Source organism: Shimazuella sp. NTD250, from assembly GCF_059510375.1.
On the sequence record NZ_JCAJZS010000005.1, the window covers coordinates 17,377 to 43,813 of the forward strand.

Genomic DNA, 26,437 nt, shown 5'->3' on the forward strand with positions numbered 1-26,437 from the left:
ATATACGAAACAGTATAATGGGATTGACTAGGAGGTATCCTTATGAATCAAGCTATTTTTGAATCCGTTTATGATACCGTTGTGCAGCGAGATACCAAATATGATGGAATTTATTATACGGCAATTAAAACAACAAGGATTGTTTGTAGACCATCCTGTAAATCCAGAACTCCAAAGAAAGAAAATGTACTATTGTTCCAAAGTGTGGAAGATGCAATAAAAGCAGGCTTTCGCCCTTGTAAAAGATGCAGACCTGAACAACTAGGTAATTTAGGGCCAGATGCCTGCATTGCTTATGATGTGAAACGAATTATTTTAGAATCCTATGCAAAATCCGTTACCTTAGAATACTTATCCCGAAAAATGGTTATCAGTCCTTATCACTTGCAACGAGTTTTCAAACATGTGACTGGAATGACTCCAGCTAAGTTTCTTCAAGAAACAAGAATAAAAAAAGCAAAGCAGCTTTTGCAGAAAAGTGACTTCTCTATAATAAAGATTTCAAAGTTAGTAGGATTTCAAAGCCCGTCGCACTTTTCTATGGTTTTCAAAAGATATACAGACATGTCACCTAACCATTATCGAGAACTCGCAAAGAAAGAAGGGGAAAGTATTGTATTCTAACTCTAAAAAAACAAATGTATATTGGGGAGAAGTAGTCACTCCCTTTTTCCAAAACCGCAAGTTTTATCTAGCAGCAACGGAGAAAGGGTTGTGCAGGGTTCTATGGCCAAGCGAATCATTGGATGATCTAGAAGCTTGGGTTAATAAAATTATTCCTGATGCCAATTTGCAGGAAGGACAACAGGAGGTTTCAGAATATGTGCAACAATTAAAAGATTACTTCCATGGAAAGCGGAAAAACTTTAACCTTCCATTAGATTTGCGTGGTACGGCATTTCGGATCAAGGTATGGAAAGCTCTTGAACAAATTCCACATGGTGAAACTAGAAGTTATGCGGATATAGCTGAAGCTATTGGAAACTCGAAAGCTTTAAGGGCAGTAGGCACAGCCAATGGAACAAATCCCATACCGATTGTAGTACCTTGTCATCGGGTGATAGGAAAAAACAAAACGCTCACTGGATTTGGAGGAGGTCTAGAAATTAAAAAAAGATTACTTCATCTGGAGGGATACGATGACTATATCGACAAAGGGCATTTACGCTTCCAATTTTAGACAAGAGCAGGACTGTGTGTATATCCCACTACCAAAGGAATTTAGTTTTGATGAAGTACTTCGATATTTATCGCGATCATCAATCGAAGTACTCCATTATGTATTTGATAAAAAGGTTTTAAAATTATTAGATATAGAAGGACAATTGATTTTAATAGAAGTAAGCCAACCGAACTCTGAAGAATTGCAAATTCGTTTTGTGGATCAGCACCCAAAGACGGAACAAGAGTTTGTTCTCCTGGTGAACTATATAAAAGATTGGTTAGATTTAGATACACCGCTTCATTTGTTTTATGAACTAGCCACTGGAGATGCCATTTTAGAAAATCTAGTGACTCAATATAATGGACTTCGTATTGTCGGGATTCCTGATTTGTTTGAAGCTCTTAGTTGGGCTGTTATTGGACAGCAAATTAATCTTACATTTGCTTACACGTTAAAAAGAAGATTTGTGGAGAACTTTGGAACACCTTATGAGTGGAATGGGAGAAAGTATTGGAAGTTTCCGAGTCCTGGTGACATTAAGCACGATACAATTGAGCAGTTACGTAAGTTACAATTCACACAGAAAAAAGCTGAGTATATCGTCGGAATCGCAAAAGAGATAGAAGAAGGGAATTTGTCAAAAGAAAATCTACTACTTGATTTAAAGAAAGCAGAACAAAAATTATTATCGATTCGTGGGATTGGCCCATGGACTGCTCATTATGCCATGATGCGTTGTTTTCGGAGCCCATCTGCTTTTCCAGTAGCAGATGTAGGTCTCCACAATGCCTTGAAAAATATTCTTCAACGAAAAGAAAAGCCGAAAATAAACGAGATTCATAGCCTTTTTATTCCTTGGAAAAACTGGGAGTCCTATGCCGTATTCTATCTTTGGAGAAGTTTAGATGATTTGTAGATCATTCTTTTTCTATTAGAAGCAGTATAGGTCTATAGAAGGGTTCGTTTTATTGAAACAAAAAACAAGAGGGACGATAAGGTCCTCTTGTTTTTTGTTTTTTTACTCGCTAACCCCTACAGCGTCATATGCTTTACTTACTGATGTTACTTCTTTGGAGTTCGCTCCATAAAGGTCTTTAGCTGATTGAATAGCCGCATCACGCATATCGATAAATTGAGAAGTAGGTGTTAGATAATTTGTAAGTGCACGGTAGTAGATTGCTTTTGTTTTAGCTCTTCCAATACCCTCTACTGTAACACCGTATTGAGTTCCGCCGGCTGCGATCAAATAGGCAGCCTTGTTATTTATTCCGCTATTAATATGAACGCCACCATTATCTTGCCAGCCTAAGTATCGATCATCATAGTTGTCAGGTTGATTGTATTTGGTTGGGTCTGCCATGGAACGGAGGGCATCCCCAGGTTTATTTGGCGTATAGATATCTTCACCAAGTAACCAGTCATCGGAATCTACCATTACACCCATAATGTCTGAAATCGACTCATTTAATGCTCCAGGTTCATTTTGATATTCTAAATTGGCGGTATATTGAGTTACTGCATGAGTGAGTTCGTGTGCAATAACATCTAATCCTCCTGCTAGAGAAATAAATGTTTTTCCATCTCCATCACCATAAATCATTTTTTCTCCATCCCAAGCTGCATTATTCCATTTGTCACCCACATGAACATATGACTTGATAGCACTTCCTTTGCCATCAAAGCTGTTTCTACCGAAGCTGTTTTTGTAGAAATTATAGGTTACTTCTGCATATGCATGTGCATCCACTGATGAAGGATCTGAAAAAGTTTTGGTTTTACTAGAAACTAATTTACCTGTAATAACAGGTGAGTTTTCATTTTCATGTTCTGCATCATAAGTGGAAATGTTGCGAATTTGATCTTTGAGATAGTATAAATTACCGTCCTTTGTGATCTCAAAGGTTTTTTTATCTCCTTTTACACCATTTCCTTCTCCATTGATTTCGTGAAGAATATTGATTTTATCCAAAACTTTCCCACTTTTTGCATCAATGAAATATTGCCAAATTGTTGGTTGAGGAGATAAGTAAGCAAGCTTGATCACATAGGCATAAGTAAATGATTTACGGTAAGGAAAAACTACTAGTTGGGAAGTAGGTTGGTACAAATATTGTTTTACTGGCTTGGTTTGTTTTTTTGCGATGGAGATTGCTGTAGAAGTGGAGATATGCTTGATATGTTGAAAAGCTGGAAGGTTAATATTTGGAATTACTTGACCCATGTAGTTAGTAACGATATTTGCACGATTGAAATGTACGGTTTGTTCTGATCCATATACCGGAATACCTAAATGTACTTGTTGCAAACGATAATGAGACATTCCTAAATTATCTGTATTTTTGCTCTCTAATTGAAAGTTATCTTGGGCTTGATTGGCAAATTTCAAGAGATTTTTTCTTGCATTTAAGTAATCCCATATCAATTCATTAGGAGCTATTGTTCGTTTGGATGATGACCAATTTTCCTCTATAAAGGAAGCTGTTTTATAAACTGGATGATAACGGACACTTAGATTTTCCTTTGCAGTTGCAAAATCAGACCAGGAAGTAAGTGTCAAAGTAGCAGCTAGACAAGCAGATAGTGAAGCAGAAAACCAGCGAATTTTCATTCATTCAACTCCTGATAAATTGTATTTTTTTTACAGATAAAGTATAATCGATTTTAAAAAAGATTTCCAATGATTTTATTTCGCATGTTTATATTTATAAAAATAAGAAAAAAGATGCTAGCTTCCACTAGCATCTTAATGGGGTGTATTCATTTTACACTGATTCAGTTGTTTTACTTTCCGCTGCAGGCTTGGATGCTTTAAATCCAATAAATAATGCTAAAAGGGCCGCTAAGAAGTGTACGACTTCAATGGTTGGAGTAACGGATACTAGACCGAAGATGTCTGTGGTGAATAAACCAAGTACCGCAACAGCTGCATAAACGATGCCGAAGATGATGGAAACAGTTTTGCTCCATTGGAAACTCCCGCTAACGGCTAAGAAGATAACTCCAGTGAGTAGATGAATGATGTTATGCATCGCTGTTAAATGAAGTAAATCGTGGATAGGACCAGTTGTCGGTAAAAAGAAACCAGCAACTCCTAACAAAAGAAATATTACCCCAAAAACACGCAAAAATCCTTGTACCATACAACAGACACCTCACTTAAATAATAGATAATAAAATCAAACACAGTTAGATTTTACCATATAATATACGCTGTTAACAAATTTTTTATAATATTCTATTTATTAATGTTTTTAATAAATGAAGAAATAGATTCAGTTTATTCTATAGTAAGGGAGCCGTGGTACATTCCCATCCCGCATGTAAAGGTTATTTTTCCTAATTTATCTGGAGTAAAGGATATAACATTATCACCCTTTTTTAATTCTTTGTTTATTCCCAAATCTCGAATCAAAAGATAAGAAAGACAGCCAGATTCAGTTGTTTTTTTGAAATGAAGTTTTGTAAGGACTCCAACTTTGAGCGAAATGCTAGAAGGCGAGTATCCATTCTCGTTCACTTGTACGGTTGCTTCTTGATATCCTTTTTTTTGAATGCCTTTTATTTCTTGGGTTGCAAGCAGAGGTGTTTCTGCACTGGATTGGATAATGGCAAGAATCGTTAAGACCAAACAAATAGGAAGAAACACATACCATGTAAGATTAATTTTTTTGAAGCAGAAGAAGGTATGCTTTGTTGAATTAGTTGGTAAACAAGGATGATTATAAATACATAGAGCAAAAGAAAAAAACCGATAAACACATTAGGATGACTATTTGTTACCATCAATCCAGTCATCGGACCCATTAATCCTCCCATGATCCCAGCTAACACTCCATCTAACTGTGCCAATATTCCAAATGGGAAACCTATGATATATCCAGTAAATATTCCAACTACCATCATGTAAATAGTGGTAATGGTTGGATCGCTCACAACTCTTAACGATATGGTTATTCCGATAGTAAGAGCAACCATCATCGCTACAGTCATCGCAATCATCATCCCATTCATAGGAGGTATGTATTTTCTCCATATATACACTTGGTAGCCAATAAAAGCAGCAATTATCAATACAATACATATAATTAAAGCGATAATCATTTATCTACCTCCATTTTTATTTATCTATTTCATTTCGACCATTCAGTTGGATAAACCTATTTGTATATACAAGTATTGGAAAATGTATAGGCGTTACACAACGGCCTCTAAATGTTACAATACAGTTAACAAATAAATACATTTCTCCAAAGGGGGATCTCCATGCCGAAATTTATTTGTGTACAATGTGGAACCCAGTATGCTGACTCTGTAACGGAACCTCTTAAATGCTTGGTCTGCGAAGACGAAAGGCAGTATGTAAGGTGGGATGGACAAGCATGGACTACACTTGCTGTCATGCAAAATGACGGATTTGAAGTGGTTCCTTATGAGGAAGAACCTGGTTTATGGGGATTGGAATTAAATCGTTCCTTCGGAATAGGACAACGAGCTTTGTTGGTTCCAGGTGATAAAGGGAATATTTTATGGGACTGTATTCCTTATATTAACGATCGTGCCATTCAAATAGTAGAAGATTTAGGTGGGCTAGAAGCTATTGCTATTTCTCATCCTCACTATTATTCTACCATGGTAGAATGGGCAGATGCTTTTAATGTTCCGATTTATTTGCATGCATCCGATGTGGATTGGATCATGCGCCCCAGTGATAAAATCTCCCTTTGGGAAGGAGAAACTTTTCCGCTAACCCCTGATTTGGATTTGATCCATCTTGGTGGGCACTTTGATGGAGCTACAGTACTTTTATGGAAACAAGGCGCAGAAGGAAGAGGAAGTTTATTAACCGGAGATGTTATACAAGTTAACAGTGACCGCCATTATCTTAGTTTTATGTACAGTTATCCTAATCATATTCCTCTTTCCTGTAATACCATAAAAAGAATTGTAACCAAGTTAGAAACATATGAATTTGATCGAATCCATGGGGCTTGGAGAGAAAGATTTATTTGGGAAAATGCAAAAGAGAGATTAAAAGCCTCAGCTAAACGATATAAAAAATACTTAGAAGCCTAACTCCACAAGTGCTCCTGATAAGGGGGCACTTGTCTATTTTTATAGTTGATTGCTTTTGTTCATGTTCTATTCATAAATTCCCTTTATAGTAGCCAATAGAACGAGCGAAAGGAACGATAATATGGAAAATGTAAGTGTTTCGGCAAATGCGTATATACCTCCTCGAAGTAATCGCATTTTAGTAATGATCGGACTGATGTTAGGTTTGATTTTTTCTGAGCTGGATGAAACGGTTGTTAATACAGCATTGCCAACCATTATTCGTGATTTAGGAGGGTTGCCCTTATATGGTTGGGTTGCTGGCGTGTATATGCTATCCATGTCAGCGTTTATGCCCATTCTTGGTAAGTTGTCCGATTTATTTGGTCGAAGAAAGATTTATCTACTAGCGATGCTTTTGTTTATAAGTGGTTCAATCATATGCGGTTTATCGCATTCGATGACGTTATTATTAATAGGCCGAGGCATTCAAGGGATGGGGGCAGGGGGGTTAATGCCGCTTGCGATGACAATCTCAAGTGATTTATTTCCGATTGAACAGAGGGCAAAGCTCCAAGGGTTCATGGGACCGATTATGTTTATCCCGATGTTGTTAGGCCCGATGATGGGAGGATTCTTTGTTGATCAAATGAATTGGAATTGGATATTTTTTATCAATATTCCGGTAGGTGTTTTAGCAGCTGTATTACTTTTGATTGGTTTAAAAGAAACCACGCAAACAAAAAAAGTAATTATCGATTGGGCTGGGGCGTTTTTGCTTATGGCTTCGATAGTGACATTGTTAATTACACCTGTATTGGTTGAAAATCAAGGATTTACTTGGGGTTCTCCAGTTATACTCGGCTTGATTTTCCTTGGGATCGTCTTAATTGGTATATTTATTTGGGTAGAATCAAAAGTGAAAGAACCAATTATCCCATTGCATTTATTTAAAAACAGAAATATCTTAGTGTTGTCATTAATTGTGTTTGCCGTTGGCGTAGGGCTGATGGGATCTTTTTCATCATTCCCTTATTATGCACAACATGTACTAGGGTTAACACCCACGAATGCTGGTTACTTATCACTACCATTAATGGTAGGTGCAGTCGTTTCGTCTATCATTTGTGGTTTCTTATTGACAAAAGTTCGATATCGTGAATTGATGGCAATAGGATTCATTTTACCTGTTGTTGGTTTTTACTTATTTACTCATATTAATATTTCCACTACTGTAGTTCATATTATTCTTTTCTTCTTGATTACCGGCCTAGGTTTGGGAGTCTTATTTGGTGGAGATAATTTAATTGTTCAAGAATCAGTAGAAGAGAAATATAAAGGAGTAGCATTAGCGACTGTTCCCTTGTTTCAGACCATTGGCGCGACAGTAGGGGTAAGTGTATTTGGGACTTTGTTATCCTCGTCTCTGACAACTCATTTAGATGGCATTGGACATGGTTTAACGAATATAGGCAACATTGCCTCTGGGCAAATTCCATCTAACTTGTCTCCTGATATACTGATCCTGATCAAGACAGCAATCATTGGCGCATTCCAGCATATTTATCTATATGCATTCATTCTCTCTATACTTGTATTTGTTTTGTGTTGGTTCTTAAAGAAAGAAGTACTATTGTCTGAAAAGAAATCGATAAATGAATAGTGAGTATATACAACAGCCGAGTGACTAGTACTGGGCTGTTTATGCTTTTGAATACAATTGTATTTGATTTACCAAAAAGAGGGAGTGGTTGATTTCTCTTGAATAAAAAACATCCAAACATATGATTCTATGAATTTACAAATAGTCAAGAGTGCTAATCACTACTAGGCTAATGCGCTTAATTTATTCTTATTAGATTTCGTTTTTTTCTTTTATTTCTCAATACTATAGTTAACTTTTTCTAAAGAGATGAAATAGGAGGGTTACATGGACATCGAGATGAGTCCAATCTCCTTTGTTTTCTCCCGAATTAACGTTACAAAATGTTAATTTTGTAACGTTGTAGCTCGTGGAATAGATACTGATCCGATTTTTTTGTTATTATTTGCTTTTGTCCTATTATTATTGATGCTTTTTCATCCGAAAGAAGTTCATAACCATGTGTTTCAATATCTGAAATAAATCGATCAAAGATAACAACCTTACATCCTCTCTATTCTTGGCGGAAGAGTGTTTTCCGCTTGATAAAAAACAACCCTAGTAAGAACCTAAGGTTGTTTCGTTTACATCTCATAGTAGATATTTTGCCAGATTTCTAGCTAATCGCAGTTGCATTCATCTTTTCCAGTTTTGGGACATTTCGAACGAATCATCTCATTCACCCCCTGAGTGGGAAATGGAAACACTCAGATGATTTCTCATCTTTTTTATTATACAAAAAAATAAAAATCGCATATACCTATGTTTTTGAAAAAAATCAAAATTAGCTCTTCCTATGCTTTTTTACCTTTCTTGTGGTAAAATGTTGAATGATTTATTTGCATGGAAAGGGAGAAAAATCATGAGTACACTCACAACAACAGAGAAATACCAAGTGTTGTTATATTATAAATATGTTCATATCGAAGATCACGAGACATTCACTAAACGGCATCTAGCTTTTTGTAAAGAATTGAACCTAAAAGGCAGAGTGTTGATCGCTTACGAAGGGATAAATGGTACTGTCTCTGGCACTAAAGAAGATACAGACAAATATATGGATTTCATGCATCAGCATCCTCTATTTCACGATATGAAATTTAAGATTGATGAACATGATGATCATGCTTTTAAAAAGCTTTCAGTCAGACTTCGTAAAGAAGTAGTAACTTGGAGATTGGATCAAGAAGTTGATCCGAGTGAAATCACAGGGAAACATTTGTCCCCGAAAGAGTTTAATGAGCATTTGAAACGTGATGATGTGATCATCATTGACGGAAGAAATGAATTTGAGTATGATCTTGGTCATTTCCGTGGTGCCATCCGACCTGATGTAAACACAACGAGAGAGCTTCCGGAATGGGTTCGCGATAACCTCAATGAATACAAAGATAAAAAAATCATAACCTATTGCACAGGTGGAATTAGGTGCGAAAAACTGACTAGTTTTCTCATTTCTGAAGGCTTTGAGGATGTATCTCAACTGGATGGAGGCATTATTACGTATGGCAAAGATCCTGAAGTAAAAGGAGAATTATTCGATGGGAAATGCTATGTATTTGATGAGCGGATTTCTGTTCCGGTCAATCAGGTAGCACCTACTGTCATCGGAAAATGTTATCACTGTGATCAACCAGCCGAAACATATATCAATTGCGCTAATGATTTTTGCCATCGACAACACATCGTCTGCCCTACTTGTCAAGATGAACACCAACATTTTTGCTCAAAAAAATGCGAAGAGTTAGTTGTTGAAAAGCAAAAAGCTTGAGTTTCATTATCCTGCTTGTAGCGGGGTATTTTTTATAATAAAACTTGACAAATCTCATTATTTGTGTTATAATTTTTATTCGTTGATTCGGATAATACTCTGGAGTAAAATAGTTATATCATTTACTTTGGAGGTAATACAATGTCCAAACTGATTCCACTAAAGTTAACTACTACCATGATGGGTAAAAGTAATACCATCTTCCCTGCTCTTTTGCAAGAAGATAATTTTTCGGTATTGATTGATACAGGGTATCCAGGCCAACTTTCTCTCCTTCAACAAGCACTAGAGAAAGTTGGTTCATCTTTGTCATTTGTTGAAAAAATTATCCTTACTCACCAAGATATAGATCACATTGGTAATGTGTCCAATCTCCTTAACATATCCTCTCATCCTATAGAAGTAATCGCTCCTTTATTAGAAAAACCATATATACAAGGAGAAAAAACATTACAGAAGCTTACACCAGAAGCCATTGCAATAGCGATAAAGAATCTCCCTTCAGATGTTTCTTTACAATGGAAACAAGCGTTTCAACATACATTAGAAAATCCCCCTACCGCAAAAGTAGATAAAACCGTAATAGGCGGGGATGAGCTTCCGTTTTTTGGATAAAGTTATAGATACACCAGGACATACGATTGGCCATACAAGCTATTATCATAAGGTTAGTAAAACGCTAATTGCAGGAGATGCTCTGGCAGTAGAGAACAATGAACTAGTTATCCCATCCCCATTACTCACTTTCAATATGGAAAAAGCAATAAAGTCTATCGGCCGCTTGACTCACTATGATATTGAAACTGTCCTATGTTACCATGGCGGAATATTCGATCTAGACGCTAATGATCGTATACTTGAGTTGTACCATTGTCATAAAAATAAATTGCTTTAATGCTGGTTTTCGATACTCCACATTTTTTCTTTATACCAACTTTTGGCGTGTCGCATAAATAAAACTGCATGTTTTACCATTTCTAATGCTTCGTAGATGGATGTTTCTTTTGGATAATAAGTATTCGCATGGTTATAAAATGCCCTAGCACTCTCTTTAAGTTGCTGTTTCGGAAGACAGTGGATTGCCATGTTTTTTGGCATATTCCATATTTGGATAGCATTTTTATGTTCTATAGCTAATATTTGATATATCAAAGGTGAAACCCTTGTGCATAGAAGTCGAATTAGGTGAGTTAACCGATCTTTGCCATGATCCAATAGTGAAGAAAGATACTCGGGTGTCTCTGTTAGCTTTATCAAGGATTCGTGAGCAGATTGTTTTAGTTGTTCGTTAGTTGCTTCTGGAACTGGTAGTCTCCCTGCTACTATTTTATATGTACCAGCTACTGGCCCAACGTAATCTCTTGGCAATTTTTTTGATAACGCTTTACATTGAATGTATCGAAATGGAGAGGTATTTATATTAGCCAGATCTTGATGGATTTTCAGATATAAATCTAGAGGAAGCATCCCATTTTCCTCAAAAATCTTATCTTCTAAGAACAATTGAAAATCAATATCGCTAGATCCTTTGATAAATCCACCTTTCATCGCTGAGCCATGAACAATAAGACCAATAAAATTGTTACTGGTGTGAGTTCGGTATACTCCCACTACCTGATTAGCGATTTTTTCCACTTCTTTTATCAAACTCTATGCCTCCCTTCTATAATTCAACAGTGACCAAACATATAATTTCTTCTAGCCAAAGGAAGCAGTTTCTTATTGTTAAAAATAAACCGCCTATCATTGGGCGGCTTTGTTTTTATTCTATTATTTTGCAAATAACCTATTTACGTAATTCAAATCTCCTTTGTGGGAACATTTCTACTGCTACTATAACACAGTATGTATATAATAGAAAATTCAAACGATGGACATGGATTTATTTGCAGGTATCTTTTTATTTTCGATAGACTATAGTTACAAAAAGAGTTTAGATAAGGATGATGAGAGAATGTTTCACTCTCGAAGACTACCCTCAAATATTAATCGACTTATTAGTGATTTTCCAGAAGATGTGCAGGATTTCTTTTTAGAAATGATTAGTGCTGAGAGATCACCTTTAACAATCGCCAATTATGCTTACGATTTTTCTTTGTTTTTTCGTTTTTTAAAAGAAAAGAACAAAGACATAGAATCATTAGATGCTCTCACGATCAAAAGGTTTTTTCGTTACATAGAAAATGGATATGAACGTACAATCTATGTCCAAACAGGAAAAGGTGAATGGATAACCAGAAAGCATTTTCACGAGAATACAAGGAGTGGAAAACAGAGAAAAAGAGCTTCTCTTCGTTCGCTGTTTCGTTATATGGTGACTGCACAAGTTCTCGATAAAGACCCAATGCAAGCTTATGAAGATGCTAGCTTGAGAACGAGATCAAAACAAAAAGTGCCTGTCTTCTTAACGATGGAGGAAGTGACTCGTCTTCTTCAAGCTGTTCAAACTTATCACAATCGAAAGACTACTATATCTTGGATTAAAACAAGAGATGTTTCCATTTTATTGCTTTTATTAAACACTGGGATGCGAGTATCTGAGTTAGTCAACTTAGATATGAATAGTTTGCAAAAAGCTGGTGATTCCCTGAGGATTGTGATCATGGGGAAAGGCGGAAAAGAACGGATGTTAAAATTGAATGCAGTTGTAGTTAGTTCTTTAGAGCGATATTTACAAGAACGACCTTCATCTCATGATCCTGCCCTTTTTCTAAATAAAAATGCTAACCGATTGAGCAGAAAAGGCATCTCTGAACTTATTACCAAATATGTTCGTGAAGCGAAACTCCCCCCCAAAGCTGCCAATATATCTCCACACAAACTTCGTCACACGCTTGCAACCATGCTGCTGTCAAATGGAGAGAATTTAAGGGTAGTGCAAGAGATTTTAGGTCATTCTAGTATCCAGACAACACAAATCTATACCCATGTGATCAATACAGAAAAAGATGATGCATTGGATAAGTTAGCATCCATACAAGCAGACATTCTCTAGAACAACCGTTTGATTTTTTAACCTTGTTTCGCTATAATGATACAGACCGATACAATATGTTCGGAATTTTCCGGGAGAAAAGGAGATGAGAGTGTGAAAAGTAATAAACTTTCAGAAAGACAACAAGCTATTTTAAACTATATACAAAAAGAAGTTTATGATAAAGGATATCCTCCTTCTGTAAGAGAGATCGGAGAAGCAGTAGGTTTAGCATCTAGTTCTACTGTACATGGACATCTTAATCGTCTAGAAAAAAAGGGTTATATCCGACGTGATCCAACAAAACCAAGAGCAATCGAGATTTTGGATCAAAATTCTAACGTATTGAAGAAAGATACTGTAATGGTACCACTTATAGGCAAAGTAACAGCAGGTGAACCAATTACAGCTGTAGAGAATATCGAAGACTACTTCCCTCTTCCTACACGAATTGCTGGAGAAGATCAGACTACTTTTTTACTATCTGTTCAAGGTGATAGCATGATAAATGCTGGAATTATGGATGGAGATTATGTTGTTGTCCGCCAGCAGAATACAGCTGATAATGGAGAAATTGTGGTAGCCATGACAGGAGAAGGAGAAGCAACAGTAAAACGCTTTTTTAAAGAAGGAGATCATATTCGTTTGCAACCAGAGAATGATCGCCTGCAACCATTACGTCTACCTCAAGTTACCATACTTGGTAAAGTAGTGAGCCTAATTAGAGAAATTGTATAATGACGAAAAATGCGCTTGTTATAGGAGCGAGCGGGTTAGTTGGTACTTCTTTGACTCGTTTGCTCTTTGATGACAACACACACGATAAAATACATATTCTCGTTAGGAAATCAACAAATTGGAAACATGACAAATTAGTTGAGCATGTCATCGATTTTGAACAACTCCCCCGTTCTTCAGAAATATTTCAAGTTGACAGTATATTTTGTTGCCTTGGAACTACCATAAAAAAAGCAAAAACAAAAGAAGCTTTTTATCGTGTGGATCATGATTATGTCACGGATGTTGGAAAATTAGCTGCTAAAAATAACACAAAATTTCTCGTCATCAGCTCGATGGGTGCAAATCCGAAATCGATGTTTTTCTATAACAGAGTAAAAGGTGAAATGGAGCAAGACTTACAAAAACTAAAGATCCCATCTCTACATGTTTTCCGCCCTTCCCTACTTTTAGGAGATAGATCAGAATTTCGACTGGGCGAAAAATTAGCAACTCCTTTCAGCAAATGGTTTCTTAGAGGTCCATTGAAGAAATACAAACCAAACCAAGTACAATCCGTAGCTCGAGCTATGATTCATGTTTCAAAAGAAGAAACATCAGGTTTTTATATATATGATTCCACAAGAATAGAAAAAATCGCAAAAAAGAACTGACATAATAAGTCAGTTCTTTTTTGAATTTCTTATTCTGTTGTAATTTGCCATTGTACGTCATATTTATCGACTACCATTCCATAGGACTCGCTCCAAAAAGTCTTTTGTAATGGCATATAGACTTTACCATCTTGAGATAGCTTGTCAAAGATAACTTTTGACTCTTCTACACTATTGACGACAATAGCAATCGAAACACGAGAGCCTGTTTGCTGTTGTTGACCTGGGAAAGTATCAGAAAACATCAGATTAGTTTCTCCGACTGTTAATAACGCATGTAAAACGCGATCTTTTGCTTCAGGTGGTAAAGAGAATGATGGATCTTCAGGCATTTCTCCAAAGGTTTGAACAGAAATCACTTTTGCACCAATAGCATCTTGATAAAATTGGATTGCTTCCTTTGTGTTACCATCCAAAGTAATGTATGGATTCATACGTAAAGCCATTTTTATCCCTCTTCCTTTCATTTTTTAACACGCTAGATATGTTACCATAGGAAACAATCAAACACAAACAAACGTTTCTTTTGTATATTTGTATTATTTCAAACCTTTGTTACACTAAAAATGAGACGTTTACATAGGAGGGTTTTCTATGGATTCTTTAAAAAAAGTACTCATAACCGGAGCTAACACTGGAATGGGCTTAGCAACATCTATTGCACTTGCAAAAGAAGGACATCATATTATAATGGCTTGTCGAAATGAAGAACGTGGGAAACGAGCTATAGAAGAAGCACGCATCCAAAGTGGTTCGGATAAAATTGAATTCATGATTCTCGATTTAGCTTCGCTCACAAGTATACGTGCATTTTCAAAACACTTCCAAGAAAAATACGATACTTTGGATATATTAATCAACAATGCTGGGGTCATTACTACCAAGCGAAAAGTAACCGAAGATGGATTTGAATCCATGATAGGAATAAATCATCTCGGACATTTTTTGTTGACCCATTTACTCTTGGAGACATTAAAGCATTCAAAAAGTGGACGAATCGTAATCGTTTCTTCAGGAGCATACAAATACGGAGCAATTCAATTTGATGATATGCATATGGAGAAAAAATTTTCTAATTTTACAGGTTATGGAAAATCTAAACTTGCTAATATTTTATTTACCAAGGAACTAAGTGATCGACTAGAAGGTACGAAAATAACGGCCAATTGTTTACATCCGGGTGCTGTCTCTACCAATATAGGAGTGGATCGGGAAACGGGCTTCGGAAAAGGTATTCATACTCTACTGCGGCCGTTCTTTTTAACACCTTTGCAAGGAGCTCAAACAGCTATTTATTTGGCTAAAAGTCCAGAAGTTGAAGGAGTTTCTGGTGAATATTTTTATAAGAAAAAAATAAAGAAACTATCAGGTTCAGCTACAGATAGTGATTTAGCCAAACAACTTTGGCAGTGGAGTGAACAACAAGTCGGGATTCAGCCTATTGACAAGGTGAAATAATAGAAACATAAAGATACTTTTCGAGTTATTGTCGTCGTTATATCAGGGTGTTGAGGGGTCGTAATAGCCGGCGCCCTATTGGTTACCGATTTTCAAACTAACGAACCCACAACCTTGATCTAACGACAATGGTCCCGTACGATCTCTGAATTTGATTTTGGCTCCTGTTTTGAGTTTTGGCACTATTTTATCAGCCCTTTCTAATTTCTCCATTCATGCTATACTTTAACCAAACGGAAGAATAAGGAGTTTCTGTGCCTCAAATGCGAGCCAGTAACCGCCGTGTGGTAGATGCAGCCACTCGTAGTGCAACAACCCCCGGAACTGGAGGGTCTGCCCATTTGACCGACACTTCGAAGAAGTATAATCGGAGGTCGGAACCGGAGGACCCCTTCAACAGCTTGGGAAGTGACGCTTCGAAGGAACGACGGCAAGCGATCTCCCGTATGAGCAGCACCTGATCCCGTTTTCATGGTAGCTAAAGCTGCCCAGCCCGATCATTAGAATTTGTTTCTGATGGTCGGGCGTTGTTATTTTTGATCTGTTTTAAAGTATGATCTTATCACCTCTCATATAATTCTTACTGTTTCGTATAATCGAGAGAAACGGATTCGAGATTTGTCAACAACTGTCAATGACTTTGAAATGATGCGTGCAAATACAGTTGTCTATCACGGAAATAACCACCATTAGGTCCTTTTTCATCTATTGTAGCTAACCAAACAGCAGTATCTGCTCCTTCTTCCAGGGTATTAGGTGCATCAGAACCTCATTTAAAGCTTTTAATAGGTGATCTCATTCAGGACGATCTTTAATTCTGCTTTATAAATAACAACAGCCACTTGTTTTGAAGAACATTTTTCATATATAAATTTGTTTCTTGTGCTAAGGAAATAAATAGAAAAAAGCTGATCCTAGTTAGGATCAGCTTTTTTCAGTGCTATTTTGAAACAAGGGAAGAAGCATTAACGAAATGTTCAATTCGATTAAAAGCCTCTTTTAAGTTATCCATAGATGTTGCATAAGAGATACGTATATAGTCGTCTGCTCCAAATGCAGACCCTGGGACAACAGCTACTAATTCCTCTTTTAGGAGTGCTGTAGACCACTCGTCAACAGATGAATATTTGTTACCAAGAGCTTCTTTTACATGAATAAAAGCGTAGAATGCACCTGGCGGAGTAATACAACGGAATCCTTTAATGTTTTGAATTCGATTGATCACATAATCTCGCCTTTCTTTAAATGCTGCTTTCATTTGAACGACAGGTTCTTGAGGGCCTGTGAGAGCAGCGATGGCCGCATATTGAGATACAGAGGTAGGATTAGATGTACTATGACTTTGCAAATCAGTCATAGCTTGGATGATTTCTTGGGGACCTGCTGCATATCCAATACGCCATCCCGTCATAGCATAAGTTTTGGATACACCTGTAATGATAATGGTACGTTTGAAAAATGATTCTTCCAATGTAGCGATACTCACATGAGGTTTATTATCATAGATAAGATGTTCATAAATTTCATCAGACACGATCAACAAATCATGCTTTACAGCTATATTTCCTAACTCACGAAGTTCTTGAGAGCTATATATCATCCCGGTTGGGTTGGAGGGTGAATTAATGATAATTGCTTTTGTTTTATCAGAAATAGCTGCTTCTAACTGCTCAGCTGTAATCTTTAAATTGTTTTCTTCTTTAGACTCCACTACGATAGGCTTTCCACCAGCTAGTTTTACTTGTTCTATGTAACTTACCCAATATGGAGCAGGGATAATTACTTCGTCGTCTTCATTTAAAATGACTTGGAAAAGGTTATAGAGCCCTTCTTTTCCTCCAACTGTCACCATAACCTCTTTAGCTGAATACGTAAGTCCATTTTCAGTTGAAAATTTGTCGATAACCGCATCCTTGAGTTCTTTGATTCCGCCTGAAGCAGTGTACTTGGTAAAGCCTTTATCCATAGCTTCTTTTGCAGCAGAAAGGATGTGCTCAGGTGTATTAAAATCTGGTTCACCAGCACCTAATGCTACTACATTGTGGCCTTGTTGCTTTAATGCGTTTGCTGTTGCAGTGATAGCCAATGTAGGGGAGGGTGTTAGTTGCTTTACGCGATCAGAAAGTGTCATATTTTTCTCCTTTATCTCCAATTATCTGGTTTGTTTTCTTTATGATAACACCTTTACTGTTGGTCGACCAGTTGTTTTGCTTCTCTTGCAATCATTAACTCTTCATTGGTCGGAACTACTAAAACTTTCACTCTGGAATTTGGGGTGCTGATTTCTCTTGTTTTTTTGGAGCGAATATTGTTTTCGGAGTTATCTAACTCGATACCAAAAAAACTAAGCTCTCTGCATACCTCTTGCCTTACAAAGGAAGAGTTTTCTCCTACTCCAGCTGTAAAAAGTAGTATATCTACACCATTCATCGCTGCAATATAAGATCCAATTGTTTTACGAAGTTTGTACAAATACATATCTATTGCTAATTTTGCTTGTTCATTTCCTTCTTCCATTGCTTGAGTTACTTCGCGCATGTCACTAGACATTCCCGTAACTCCTAATAATCCACTGTGTTTATTCATCATGGATTGAATTTCGCTTAAAGTTAAGTCTTCTTTTGCGATCACATAAGGTACAATAGCAGGATCAATATCACCACAACGTGTCCCCATCATTAATCCTTCTAAAGGGGTCATCCCCATACTTGTATCAACAGATACTCCATGATTGATCGCAGTAACACTGGCACCATTACCAATATGTGCTGAAATAATTTTTAAGTCCACTAATGGTTTCTCTATAAATACAGCAGCTTGTTCAGACACATATTTATGAGAAGTTCCATGAAATCCATAACGGCGAATTTTGTGGCGAGTATACAATACATATGGCAAAGGGTATAAATAGACATGTTTTGGCATTGTTTGGTGAAAGGCAGTATCAAAGACAGCAACATGAATCGCTTCAGGTAACCGTTGCTCTGCAGCAGCAATCCCTAAAAGATTCGGGGGATTATGCAAAGGAGCTAAGTCAACAGTTTTACGAATAGCTTGTCTTACTTCACTTGTGATCACTGCTGATTCAGAAAAAAACTCTCCACCATGTACAACCCTGTGACCAACTGCAATCACTTCTTTTTCACTAGCAATTACACCATCTTTATTATCCATCAAAAGCCGGAGGACAAGATTTAAGCCCTCACGGTGATCTAAAATCTCTGCTGTTTTCAGCATCTCTTCTTTACCTGTCACTTGATAGGTGATGATAGCACTTTCTGTTCCGATCTTTTCTACCAAACCTTCAACAATTACAGATTCGTCTTCCATTTCAAATAATTCATATTTTATAGAAGAACTCCCACAATTTATAACTAGAATTTTCATTTCTTCCCGCTCCGTTTCTTGGTTCCTTCCATATTATTTATCATAGGCATACGATTGATACTATACTCTTTTTGGCTCTCCATAAGAGGAAAACAAGAACATGAAATTATTGAAAACGTAAAACAAATCGTCGTTGCCAAGGAGTCTCAACAGCGCGTGGAGAATAGTATTGCCGGACATAGTCAACTGCTAAGTGATTGGGTACACCATCAAGCACTGCAAGCCATGCAAGTGCAGTTCCGGTTCGTCCTTTTCCTCCTGAACAAGCGATTTCTAAACGCTCAACTTTAGCACGTTCCCATGCCTCTCGTAACGCTTCGGCAGCTGTAACACAGTTGAAAGGTAGCCGAAAGTCAGGCCAACGAATCCACCGGTTCTCCCATGCTACGGATGGTGGCTGATGTGACAATAGAAAGAGTGCAAATCTAGGTTTGTAACCCCGGCGAATGTGGACGTCTTAGTGCCCGTCCTCGGACGAGTCTTCCGGAAGGAAGTCGTAGCACACCTTCTGAAATGGGGTCCCGTGTATCGATCATAACGCTATCCTCCTACTGAAAATGACCATTTTAACATTATCTTATATGTATGTTTTCAGTAAATGGGATTCAAAACTAAATTCATCAGCAGTTACCATTATGTATAAAAACCAGCTATAGAAAGCTGGTTTTTGGTTACAATCGATTTCCATCTTTATCGTACTTAAAAAACCCTTCTTCGGTCTTAATCCCTAAATGACCTGCCCGAACCATCTTTTTTAATAAAGGAGCTGGGCGGAATTTGGTATCTCCAAACTCCCTGTACAAACGTTCCAATGCTGCTAACACAGAATTTAACCCAAATCTGTCAGCCATTTCAAATGGACCAAATGCAAAATGGTAGCCATGTTTCATGGCAAAATCAATTTCATTCGCTTCAGCAACGCCTTCCATCAATATATAAGTTGCTTCATTGATAAACAGAACAATCATTCTTGTGGTTACAAAACCCGGAGATTCAAAAACCTCTACTCCCGTTAACTGAAGTGTTGTCAACAACATTCGAAGGTCAGCTACGGTTTCTTCAGATGTTTTTAAACCTCGAACTACTTCCACCAAGGGGCGTTTGGTTACAGGATATACAAAATGTAGGCCAACAACTTTTTTCGGTCGATTGGTTACAGCTGCTATCTCAGTTAAGCTCAGTGTGGATGTATTACTTGCTAAAAGCACATCTTCCCGACAAAGCTCATCACATATTTGAAAAACAGCTTTTTTGGTGCTCATATCTTCAACGACAGATTCGATAACAAAATCTGCGTTTCTCAGAAGTTCTATATTTGAAGTAAATACAATTCGGGATAACGTTATTTTTTTCTCTGCGGTTGTAATCCCCCATTTTGATAACTTTTTATCTAGGCTCTGTTCAATTTTCCCTTTTGCATACTGGGCTAATTCTTCTGTCTTTTCTAATAACAAAACTTCATACCCCTTGGAAGCACACAATTCAGCAATTCCTTGTCCCATCGTACCTCCGCCAATAACAGCGATTTGTTGTATTTCATCTGCCAAAACAAGATGCTCCTTCCCTAGCTCACTAGTTCTCGTGCTAACAAATCCCGAAATTGATCTCCGTCCAATCTCTCTTCTATTAACAGGATGTTCAAGCATTCTTGGAGAAATGAATAGTGCTGCTTGGTGATACTTAAAGTCTGTTTATACAACTCATCCAAAATATGAGTAACTTCTTTGGATAATATGTCAGGATCGATCAAAGACATATCGATTATCCCCAAAGAAGAAAGTCCTGTATCAATCATCGTTTTACACAGTTGTATTGCTTGTTCATAATCGTTTTTTGCTCCAGTGGATCGATTTTGATACCATACTTCCTCGGCTGCTGTTCCAGCTAAGCAAATCATGACTTGCTTTTCAAGTTGAGCTTTCGTGTGTAAATAACGATCTTCTTTAGGATGATGTCGGACATATCCTAACGCTTGACCACGGGGGGTAAGCACCACTTGGGCGACAGAATTAGGTTCCAATAACTCAGCAACTAAAGCATGTCCCAATTCATGGATAGCAACCCTTTTTTTATCTTCCATAGAGGTAGAACGATCAATTTGTTCTCCCATTAGAACTTTATCTACAGCTTGGGAAAAATGAATCATTTTAATTTGCTTTGCCTCATCTCTCATCGCATATATTGCTGCTTCATTTACGACACTTGCCAAACCAGCACCAGAAAAGCCAAATGTCTCCCTTGCAATCTTATCAAGATCTACCTCATCATGTATTGGTTTACCCTTAACATGAAGCGATAAAATGTGTTTACGACCTGTCTTATCTGGCAAATCCACTGCTATATGTCGATCGAATCTTCCAGGGCGCGTTAATGCTAAGTCTAACAAATCTTTTCGGTTCGTTGCTGCAATTACAAAAACTGGGATGTCATTCTTCTTTATTCCATCCATTTCCGTTAATAATTGATTGAGCGTTTGGTCATACTCTTTATGTTGAGAGCCTTCCCGTTTAGCACCAATCACATCAATCTCATCAATAAAAATAACTGCTCTATTCTTCTTTTTGCTTTTTGCTGTTTTTCTAGCTCGAGCAAATAATTGACGTACACGATTTGCACCAACCCCCACGTACATCTCAACGAATTCACTACCAGATGCAGTAAGAAAAACGGCATCTGAATAATGAGCTGCTGCTTTGGCCATCAATGTTTTACCTGTTCCAGGCGGTCCAGTTAATAGGATTCCTTTTAGGGGTTGTATTCCATAATCTTTCATCTTTTCTTGTTGGATTAAAAAATCGAGTGCTTCCATTAACTCTTGTTTTGCCTTTGTTTGTCCTCCGATGTCTGTAAATTGGATATTTGGAACAGTGTTACGTTGGTCTTGTGAACTACCTTTATTCCAACGCGATCCGACTTTTGTTCCAGCACTGGAGTAGTACCAAATCGCTATACCAATACCTATGATTACTATCATAGGTAACATTGGCACACCCAAATAAGCAAGAAATAAAAAAGTTCCTAACCCTGCTCCGATGAATGGAATATACATACTATTTCACCACCTTTATTGGTAAAATTCGGACCCATGTTTTATTTTCGTCCTTTAGTGAAAGATAAACATACTGATCATCTATATATAATTGATAAGACAGACGATATTTAGAGGAAATTTGCTTAACAGTAGTTTGAATTAACGTGTACTTTCCGGTCTCTAGTCCTTCTTTTACTCCAAACACCATCTCATGCCATGCCATTTTCACTTTTTTTGATTGAGGATTGGTGAAAGTAATATACCATTTTCCTTTACCAAGATATTTATCCAGTTGTATGGTTACTTCTGGGAATTCATCTGAGAAATCGTAGGTTGGTTTCACGTTTAACTGCACTTCTATACCTTCAGTATCCATTTCTATTTTTGTGAGAGAAATATCTTTTTGAGCATTGATTACATCTCTTATAGGCTTTTCTATTTTAAAGTACTGATAACCTTGGTATCCTCCAAAAAGCACAATTAACGTGACAACCAAACTAATCATAATGACTTTTATTTGTTTTGTCATGATCGTCACGCACCTCCAGTTTTTCGGTATATCAGAAAAATACACTATGTAGTATATCATATGTTATATACATCCGTAGGAAGGAAAGATTGGAAACAAGAAAAAAGACCGGAAATACGGTCTTTCTAAAATGTGTAAGACATACCTTCTATTCGTAAGGTGATACTATAGATACACCGCAAGGGAGGGTATTAGATGTCTACTTGTTGGTTGTACGATTTGTTGGAAACTCATTTGTCTGAGGTACAATTAGGTAAGGTGGAATCTTTTATTCATGCGGAATCATGGGCCTCCCCCGCAGCCCGATACCGAAATTGGAACGAAGATGAAGATCCACCATTACGTTTTCGATTGGATATTGATGTAGAAACATAACTTTGGTTAGTCTTAGTTTTTCAAAAAATCTTCTACCTATTCCTTCGCCAGTTTTTACCTGTTTTTTATGTACGAATAAGTCCAGAAAATCAATGTTTATTGTGTCCTTTATTTTCGTCTCAATGTATAGTACTCCGCGGGCAAATGGCGGGCATCATTGGGGCAGATGAAAAGCCAGTATCCCTTATTAGACTGGCTTTTTTTGGTCTTTCGACATGCTTTTTACTGTGAGACCATTCTTGGTTGATCCTATATAACAATATGAGATATAAAAACCAGCAAACAGCGACTGAACACTCTTATCCACCTAAACTTCCTCTGTTTTTTCACTCTCGTAGAAAACAAATGGAAACTTTGTTTGCTTCTTTTGCGATGTATTTCGCCTTACTCATTTAAAGCCTAACTCTAATCGGCTATGAATTTGCTTTGGAAGCAATTCTTTTTGCTTCTTCTGTTCTCGTTTATTGAACGATTCTAAAAAATGGAACAGTACCAAATGAATCAATCAGATTTTCAATTAGCACCACAAATTATGTTATAATTATTCCAACTAATCTAGCAATTCTCTATACTTGGTAGGGATGGATCTAGATAGTAGAAAGAGAGAAAATGTCACCTACAGCATATGCATTCAGGGAATTCGTGCTGAAGATATATGAACTATGCAATCTTGCATGCACGTATTGCTTTGTCTACGAAAAAGCAGACAAGAGCTATCAGCGTCGCCCTGTGACTATGTCTGAAAAAGTCATCGCTGACACAGCCATGCGTATTGCAAAGCACGTACACACCCATCAGTTGGACAGCATCAGACTGGTCCTTCATGGTGGTGAGCCATTGATGGCTGGATGGAAGCTACTCATCAAGTGCGTGAGAAAAGTACGTGAGGCTGTTGGTGAGCAGTGTTCTGTTATTGTGGTTATCCAAACCAATGGGACACTACTCACTGAGCAAATTATTCGAAAACTGGCTTCAGAGAATATTGGTATTGGAGTCAGTTTAGACGGTGGATCTGATACATTCAACCGCCATCGAGTGAACCATGTTGGAAGATCTACATGGAAGAGGACAGCAATGGGTCTAGAGCTACTTAAGCAACACCCTGAGGTATACAACGGTATCCTTTGTGTGATCGACGTAGAAAACGATCCAGTCGAAGTCTATGAATCACTGCTCCGATTCAATCCACCCTCCATGGACTTTTTGCTGCCACTTGGCAATCACTCTGATCCGCCACCGGGATTGCCATCTACCTCTACTCTCTATGGGGACTGGCTTGTCAAACTGTTTGATCGATGGTTTGATGACAAAGCTGAGTACAGACCAGAGATCCGTTACTTTATGGAGATCATGTATCTGCTCCTGGGGGAACCCAGTACGATCGAGTCGCTGGGTCTCTCTCCATACGCAGGAATCGTTGTCGAAACAGATGGAACCATCCAACAGGTCGATGCACTCAAGTCAACCTACGAAGGTGCGCCTGAGACTGGACTGAATGTGCATCATCACGATTTTGACGAGGCTCTAGAACACCCAGGTGTCATTGCTCGTCAAATCGGCCTAAAAGCACTGGGACCTGAATGCCAGGTATGCTATTTGAAAACGGTGTGTGGTGGTGGCTATTACCCCCATCGTTACCAAGAAACAAACGGTTTTCTTAACCGGTCCGTCTACTGTCATGATTTGCAAAGAATCATCGTGCATATCTCGAACCGTCTTCAAGGTGAGATTGCACATATCCCCCTCTAATACATCAGAGAAATAGGTGTGAGAGGTAACAGACCCCCCTTGTATGTTCGTTCAAGGGGGGTAGTCATTTAACTATTTTATTACTAGTTTTGCTCTTATATATATCTTTTTCAATAAAATACAATCGCCCCCTCTCCAATTTCCGTTGGAGAGGGGGCGATTTCCTACCTAGTAGGAGTTCTAGTTCTTAGAGATCCCTCAACTTTCCTCACGGCCCCGACGGGACCTGCTCTGGAAAAGACTGAAGGTTCCTACTCGACCACAGCCGAGTCCTTCAGCGAGGAGGAGCAGAACAGGATGTTCGCTCTGCCTGAGAACCTCTCCGATCTCGGCGCGTGACGGCGCGTCCAGAGATGTCAGAGGTGATGACATCTGAATTTCCCTTCGAAGATTCGAAATCCTGGGAACCTTCTTGGTTCTAGGATTCTTACTTCCCACGCCAGATTTCTCCTTTTCTAATCTACTGGCTATGGGTTCTTATTTCATTATATATGGTTAGGAAACGAAAAACAAAACACTTTTGGTGATGCAAGTTTTATACTCAACTTCCCGAAAAATCCATCAAAAGAAAGCGCGGGAGCTGCCAAATATCTTCGTAAAGAGGGACCAGATTTATGAGTATATTCCGTCACTAGCGTACGGAGTTGGAAATCGAAGTGCGCCAAAGACAAATAAGAAATTGCCTTATGTACCAACAGAGGATGAGATGAAGAACTATTATGAAGCCATTATCAAGTTGAACAGACGTGGATTTTCAACGATGCCAGATTCGAGTGAATCAAGGTAAAGGAAAAAAGGATAGAATTGTCCCGTTTCCCTCTACATGCTGACAGCTTGGAGAAAAAAGGGGCCACTTATTTATTTGAGTCTTCTTGGAAGAAAAAAATTCGAATCATGGTGTTCGGAAGATCCTAAAAAAATATTCAGATCAGGTTCCCTAGTAAGGCAATGTCCGACTGGTGTGTTGCCCCCTTTTTTTGATCTGAAGATGTTCATTCTTACCAGATGATCGTTATAAGTAGTTCCAAAGGTTTTGTCATTCTTTTTTCCAGCCCTTATGTCTAATTGAAGAATAGATCAAAGCGTAGCTCCGCCATCTACTACAAGGGTGGAACCTGTAACAAACGAGGATTCATCGGATAATAACCACAAAATACCGTTGACAATTTCTTTTAACGAACCTATTCGTTTCATTGGAATCATATTGGTTAAATGAGTGAGACGAGTTTCATCTAGTTGTTCCGCTTTTTCTGTTTTGGTTGGCCCTGGGGCAATTGAATTAATCTTATATTCTGAGAAGCTACTTCCAAAGCTGCTGATTTGGTGAGCCCTTCGATTGCAAATTTTGATGCTGAATATGCTGTAGATGAAGCAAGAGCTTTAACCCCTGTGATGGAAGAGACATTAACGATTGCCCCAGCTTCGTTTTTCAACATGTGTTGAATTTCATATTTCATACATAGAAATGTACCAAGTACATTTGTTTGTAACACATTTTGAAAAACCTCCATTTTTGTCTCGATCAAAGCAGTAGGTAATTGAGCTATACCCGCATTATTTACTGCAAGATCAAGTTTTCCATGTCTATCAATAATGGATTGAATAACTTGTTTCACATTTTCTTCCTGACTAATATCTAATTTGACGAATTCTGCTTTGTTACCACTCATTTGAATCTCATTAACAACTTCTTGTCCCACTTTTTCTCGACGAGCTCCGATTACAACTGTGGCACCTTTTGCTGCTAAGGAGATAGCAGCTGCTTTTCCTATGCCACTTGTTCCACCAGTCACAAAAACTACTTTGTTTTTCATCTCTATCGTTCCTTTTACTATTATGAGTTGATTTTCGCTAAATTCGGCATAAATGGAGGCATTTTCATAGAGTTGTCACGTGTTATGACAAATTAGACA

27 protein-coding genes and 1 pseudogene are annotated in these 26,437 nt (G+C 37.7%); 15 read left to right on the top strand and 13 right to left on the bottom strand.

Going from position 1 to position 26,437, the window contains the following annotated elements:
• Window positions 1-42: 42 nt before the first annotated feature.
• Genes AC5WOF_RS13440 through AC5WOF_RS13450 form a run of 3 tightly spaced genes read left to right on the top strand, consistent with a single transcriptional unit; the run spans window position 43 to window position 2,081 of the window.
• Window positions 43-624 (top strand): bifunctional transcriptional activator/DNA repair enzyme AdaA, encoded by a 582-nt coding sequence (locus tag AC5WOF_RS13440; protein WP_496050459.1) that lies wholly within the window; start codon window positions 43-45, stop codon window positions 622-624.
• Window positions 614-1,180, top strand: a complete 567-nt coding sequence (locus tag AC5WOF_RS13445; protein ID WP_496050460.1) for a methylated-DNA--[protein]-cysteine S-methyltransferase — start codon at window positions 614-616, stop codon at window positions 1,178-1,180. Before AC5WOF_RS13440 ends, AC5WOF_RS13445 begins: the two co-directional genes overlap by 11 nt.
• The gene (locus AC5WOF_RS13450) at window positions 1,140-2,081 is read left to right on the top strand and encodes a DNA-3-methyladenine glycosylase family protein (protein ID WP_496050461.1); all 942 of its coding nucleotides are present in this window, start codon (window positions 1,140-1,142) and stop codon (window positions 2,079-2,081) included. Before AC5WOF_RS13445 ends, AC5WOF_RS13450 begins: the two co-directional genes overlap by 41 nt.
• A 102-nt stretch (window positions 2,082-2,183) precedes the next feature.
• Here the strand turns inward: AC5WOF_RS13450 and AC5WOF_RS13455 are convergent, their stop codons facing one another.
• The 4 genes from AC5WOF_RS13455 to AC5WOF_RS13470 all read right to left on the bottom strand — a co-directional run bounded on the left by AC5WOF_RS13455 (window position 2,184) and on the right by AC5WOF_RS13470 (window position 5,266).
• Window positions 2,184-3,773 carry a M4 family metallopeptidase gene (locus AC5WOF_RS13455; RefSeq protein WP_496050462.1) on the bottom strand — a complete coding sequence of 530 codons (1,590 nt, stop codon included), beginning with the start codon at window positions 3,771-3,773 and terminating at the stop codon, window positions 2,184-2,186.
• Between the two features lie 154 nt (window positions 3,774-3,927).
• Complete coding sequence (locus AC5WOF_RS13460) at window positions 3,928-4,305, bottom strand: DUF4383 domain-containing protein (RefSeq protein WP_496050463.1); 378 nt, start codon at window positions 4,303-4,305, stop codon at window positions 3,928-3,930.
• A 137-nt stretch (window positions 4,306-4,442) separates the two neighbouring features.
• Window positions 4,443-4,793 (bottom strand): cupredoxin domain-containing protein, encoded by a 351-nt coding sequence (locus AC5WOF_RS13465; RefSeq protein ID WP_496050464.1) that lies wholly within the window; start codon window positions 4,791-4,793, stop codon window positions 4,443-4,445.
• Complete coding sequence (locus tag AC5WOF_RS13470) at window positions 4,784-5,266, bottom strand: hypothetical protein (protein WP_496050465.1); 483 nt, start codon at window positions 5,264-5,266, stop codon at window positions 4,784-4,786. Before AC5WOF_RS13470 ends, AC5WOF_RS13465 begins: the two co-directional genes overlap by 10 nt.
• Before the next feature lie 162 nt (window positions 5,267-5,428).
• On the opposite strand from AC5WOF_RS13470, the gene AC5WOF_RS13475 reads away from it, so the two are divergent.
• The 5 genes from AC5WOF_RS13475 to AC5WOF_RS13495 all read left to right on the top strand — a co-directional run bounded on the left by AC5WOF_RS13475 (window position 5,429) and on the right by AC5WOF_RS13495 (window position 10,525).
• On the top strand, window positions 5,429-6,238 hold the full coding sequence (locus tag AC5WOF_RS13475; protein WP_496050466.1) for an MBL fold metallo-hydrolase: 810 nt from the start codon (window positions 5,429-5,431) through the stop codon (window positions 6,236-6,238).
• A gap of 121 nt (window positions 6,239-6,359) precedes the next feature.
• Window positions 6,360-7,880 carry an MDR family MFS transporter gene (locus AC5WOF_RS13480; RefSeq protein WP_496050467.1) on the top strand — a complete coding sequence of 507 codons (1,521 nt, stop codon included), beginning with the start codon at window positions 6,360-6,362 and terminating at the stop codon, window positions 7,878-7,880.
• An 841-nt stretch (window positions 7,881-8,721) separates the two neighbouring features.
• Window positions 8,722-9,630 (top strand): oxygen-dependent tRNA uridine(34) hydroxylase TrhO, encoded by a 909-nt coding sequence (trhO, locus tag AC5WOF_RS13485; protein ID WP_496050468.1) that lies wholly within the window; start codon window positions 8,722-8,724, stop codon window positions 9,628-9,630.
• 141 nt (window positions 9,631-9,771) lie between these two features.
• Window positions 9,772-10,245, top strand: a complete 474-nt coding sequence (locus tag AC5WOF_RS13490; protein WP_496050469.1) for an MBL fold metallo-hydrolase — start codon at window positions 9,772-9,774, stop codon at window positions 10,243-10,245.
• The gene (locus AC5WOF_RS13495) at window positions 10,238-10,525 is read left to right on the top strand and encodes an MBL fold metallo-hydrolase (protein WP_496050470.1); all 288 of its coding nucleotides are present in this window, start codon (window positions 10,238-10,240) and stop codon (window positions 10,523-10,525) included. Before AC5WOF_RS13490 ends, AC5WOF_RS13495 begins: the two co-directional genes overlap by 8 nt.
• Here AC5WOF_RS13495 and AC5WOF_RS13500 read toward each other — a convergent pair.
• Entirely contained in the window at window positions 10,522-11,277 is a 756-nt protein-coding gene (locus AC5WOF_RS13500) for a hypothetical protein (protein ID WP_496050471.1), read from the bottom strand. The genes AC5WOF_RS13495 and AC5WOF_RS13500 overlap by 4 nt on opposite strands.
• Window positions 11,278-11,584: 307 nt before the next feature.
• Between AC5WOF_RS13500 and AC5WOF_RS13505 the strand changes: the two genes are divergently transcribed.
• From AC5WOF_RS13505 to AC5WOF_RS13515, 3 genes are all read left to right on the top strand, one after another.
• Window positions 11,585-12,625, top strand: a complete 1,041-nt coding sequence (locus AC5WOF_RS13505) for a tyrosine-type recombinase/integrase (RefSeq protein WP_496050472.1) — start codon at window positions 11,585-11,587, stop codon at window positions 12,623-12,625.
• A gap of 93 nt (window positions 12,626-12,718) precedes the next feature.
• Window positions 12,719-13,342 (top strand): transcriptional repressor LexA, encoded by a 624-nt coding sequence (gene lexA / locus AC5WOF_RS13510; protein WP_496050473.1) that lies wholly within the window; start codon window positions 12,719-12,721, stop codon window positions 13,340-13,342.
• Window positions 13,342-13,995: an oxidoreductase gene (locus AC5WOF_RS13515; RefSeq protein WP_496050474.1), complete on the top strand. Its 654-nt coding sequence runs from the start codon at window positions 13,342-13,344 to the stop codon at window positions 13,993-13,995. Before lexA ends, AC5WOF_RS13515 begins: the two co-directional genes overlap by 1 nt.
• Before the next feature lie 29 nt (window positions 13,996-14,024).
• Here AC5WOF_RS13515 and AC5WOF_RS13520 read toward each other — a convergent pair whose 3' ends face one another.
• Entirely contained in the window at window positions 14,025-14,441 is a 417-nt protein-coding gene (locus AC5WOF_RS13520) for a VOC family protein (RefSeq protein ID WP_496050475.1), read from the bottom strand.
• A 148-nt stretch (window positions 14,442-14,589) separates the two neighbouring features.
• Here AC5WOF_RS13520 and AC5WOF_RS13525 point away from each other — a divergent pair, with 148 nt between their 5' ends.
• On the top strand, window positions 14,590-15,453 hold the full coding sequence (locus AC5WOF_RS13525; protein ID WP_496050476.1) for an SDR family oxidoreductase: 864 nt from the start codon (window positions 14,590-14,592) through the stop codon (window positions 15,451-15,453).
• 254 nt (window positions 15,454-15,707) lie between these two features.
• Window positions 15,708-15,914 (top strand): hypothetical protein, encoded by a 207-nt coding sequence (locus tag AC5WOF_RS13530; protein WP_496050477.1) that lies wholly within the window; start codon window positions 15,708-15,710, stop codon window positions 15,912-15,914.
• Between the two features lie 479 nt (window positions 15,915-16,393).
• On the opposite strand, the gene AC5WOF_RS13535 is transcribed toward AC5WOF_RS13530, so the two are convergent.
• From AC5WOF_RS13535 to AC5WOF_RS13560, 6 genes are all read right to left on the bottom strand, one after another.
• Entirely contained in the window at window positions 16,394-17,584 is a 1,191-nt protein-coding gene (locus AC5WOF_RS13535) for a pyridoxal phosphate-dependent aminotransferase (protein ID WP_496050478.1), read from the bottom strand.
• Between the two features lie 53 nt (window positions 17,585-17,637).
• Window positions 17,638-18,840, bottom strand: coding sequence for an acetate/propionate family kinase (locus tag AC5WOF_RS13540; RefSeq protein ID WP_496050479.1), 1,203 nt, complete (start codon window positions 18,838-18,840; stop codon window positions 17,638-17,640).
• 106 nt (window positions 18,841-18,946) lie between these two features.
• Window positions 18,947-19,249 carry a protein-tyrosine phosphatase family protein gene (locus AC5WOF_RS13545; RefSeq protein WP_496050480.1) on the bottom strand — a complete coding sequence of 101 codons (303 nt, stop codon included), beginning with the start codon at window positions 19,247-19,249 and terminating at the stop codon, window positions 18,947-18,949.
• Between the two features lie 262 nt (window positions 19,250-19,511).
• Window positions 19,512-20,387, bottom strand: a complete 876-nt coding sequence (locus AC5WOF_RS13550) for a 3-hydroxyacyl-CoA dehydrogenase family protein (protein ID WP_496050481.1) — start codon at window positions 20,385-20,387, stop codon at window positions 19,512-19,514.
• Window positions 20,388-20,404: 17 nt separating this feature from the next.
• On the bottom strand, window positions 20,405-21,889 hold the full coding sequence (locus tag AC5WOF_RS13555; RefSeq protein WP_496050482.1) for an AAA family ATPase: 1,485 nt from the start codon (window positions 21,887-21,889) through the stop codon (window positions 20,405-20,407).
• Window position 21,890: 1 nt separating this feature from the next.
• Window positions 21,891-22,400 (bottom strand): hypothetical protein, encoded by a 510-nt coding sequence (locus tag AC5WOF_RS13560; protein ID WP_496050483.1) that lies wholly within the window; start codon window positions 22,398-22,400, stop codon window positions 21,891-21,893.
• Window positions 22,401-22,595: 195 nt separating this feature from the next.
• Between AC5WOF_RS13560 and AC5WOF_RS13565 the strand changes: the two genes are divergently transcribed.
• Window positions 22,596-22,775 carry a hypothetical protein gene (locus AC5WOF_RS13565; RefSeq protein WP_496050484.1) on the top strand — a complete coding sequence of 60 codons (180 nt, stop codon included), beginning with the start codon at window positions 22,596-22,598 and terminating at the stop codon, window positions 22,773-22,775.
• A 609-nt stretch (window positions 22,776-23,384) separates the two neighbouring features.
• Complete coding sequence (locus AC5WOF_RS13570) at window positions 23,385-24,524, top strand: FxsB family cyclophane-forming radical SAM/SPASM peptide maturase (protein WP_496050485.1); 1,140 nt, start codon at window positions 23,385-23,387, stop codon at window positions 24,522-24,524.
• A gap of 1,077 nt (window positions 24,525-25,601) precedes the next feature.
• On the opposite strand, the pseudogene AC5WOF_RS13575 reads toward AC5WOF_RS13570, so the two are convergent.
• Window positions 25,602-26,338: pseudogene (locus AC5WOF_RS13575) on the bottom strand (SDR family NAD(P)-dependent oxidoreductase).
• Window positions 26,339-26,437 lie beyond the last annotated feature (99 nt).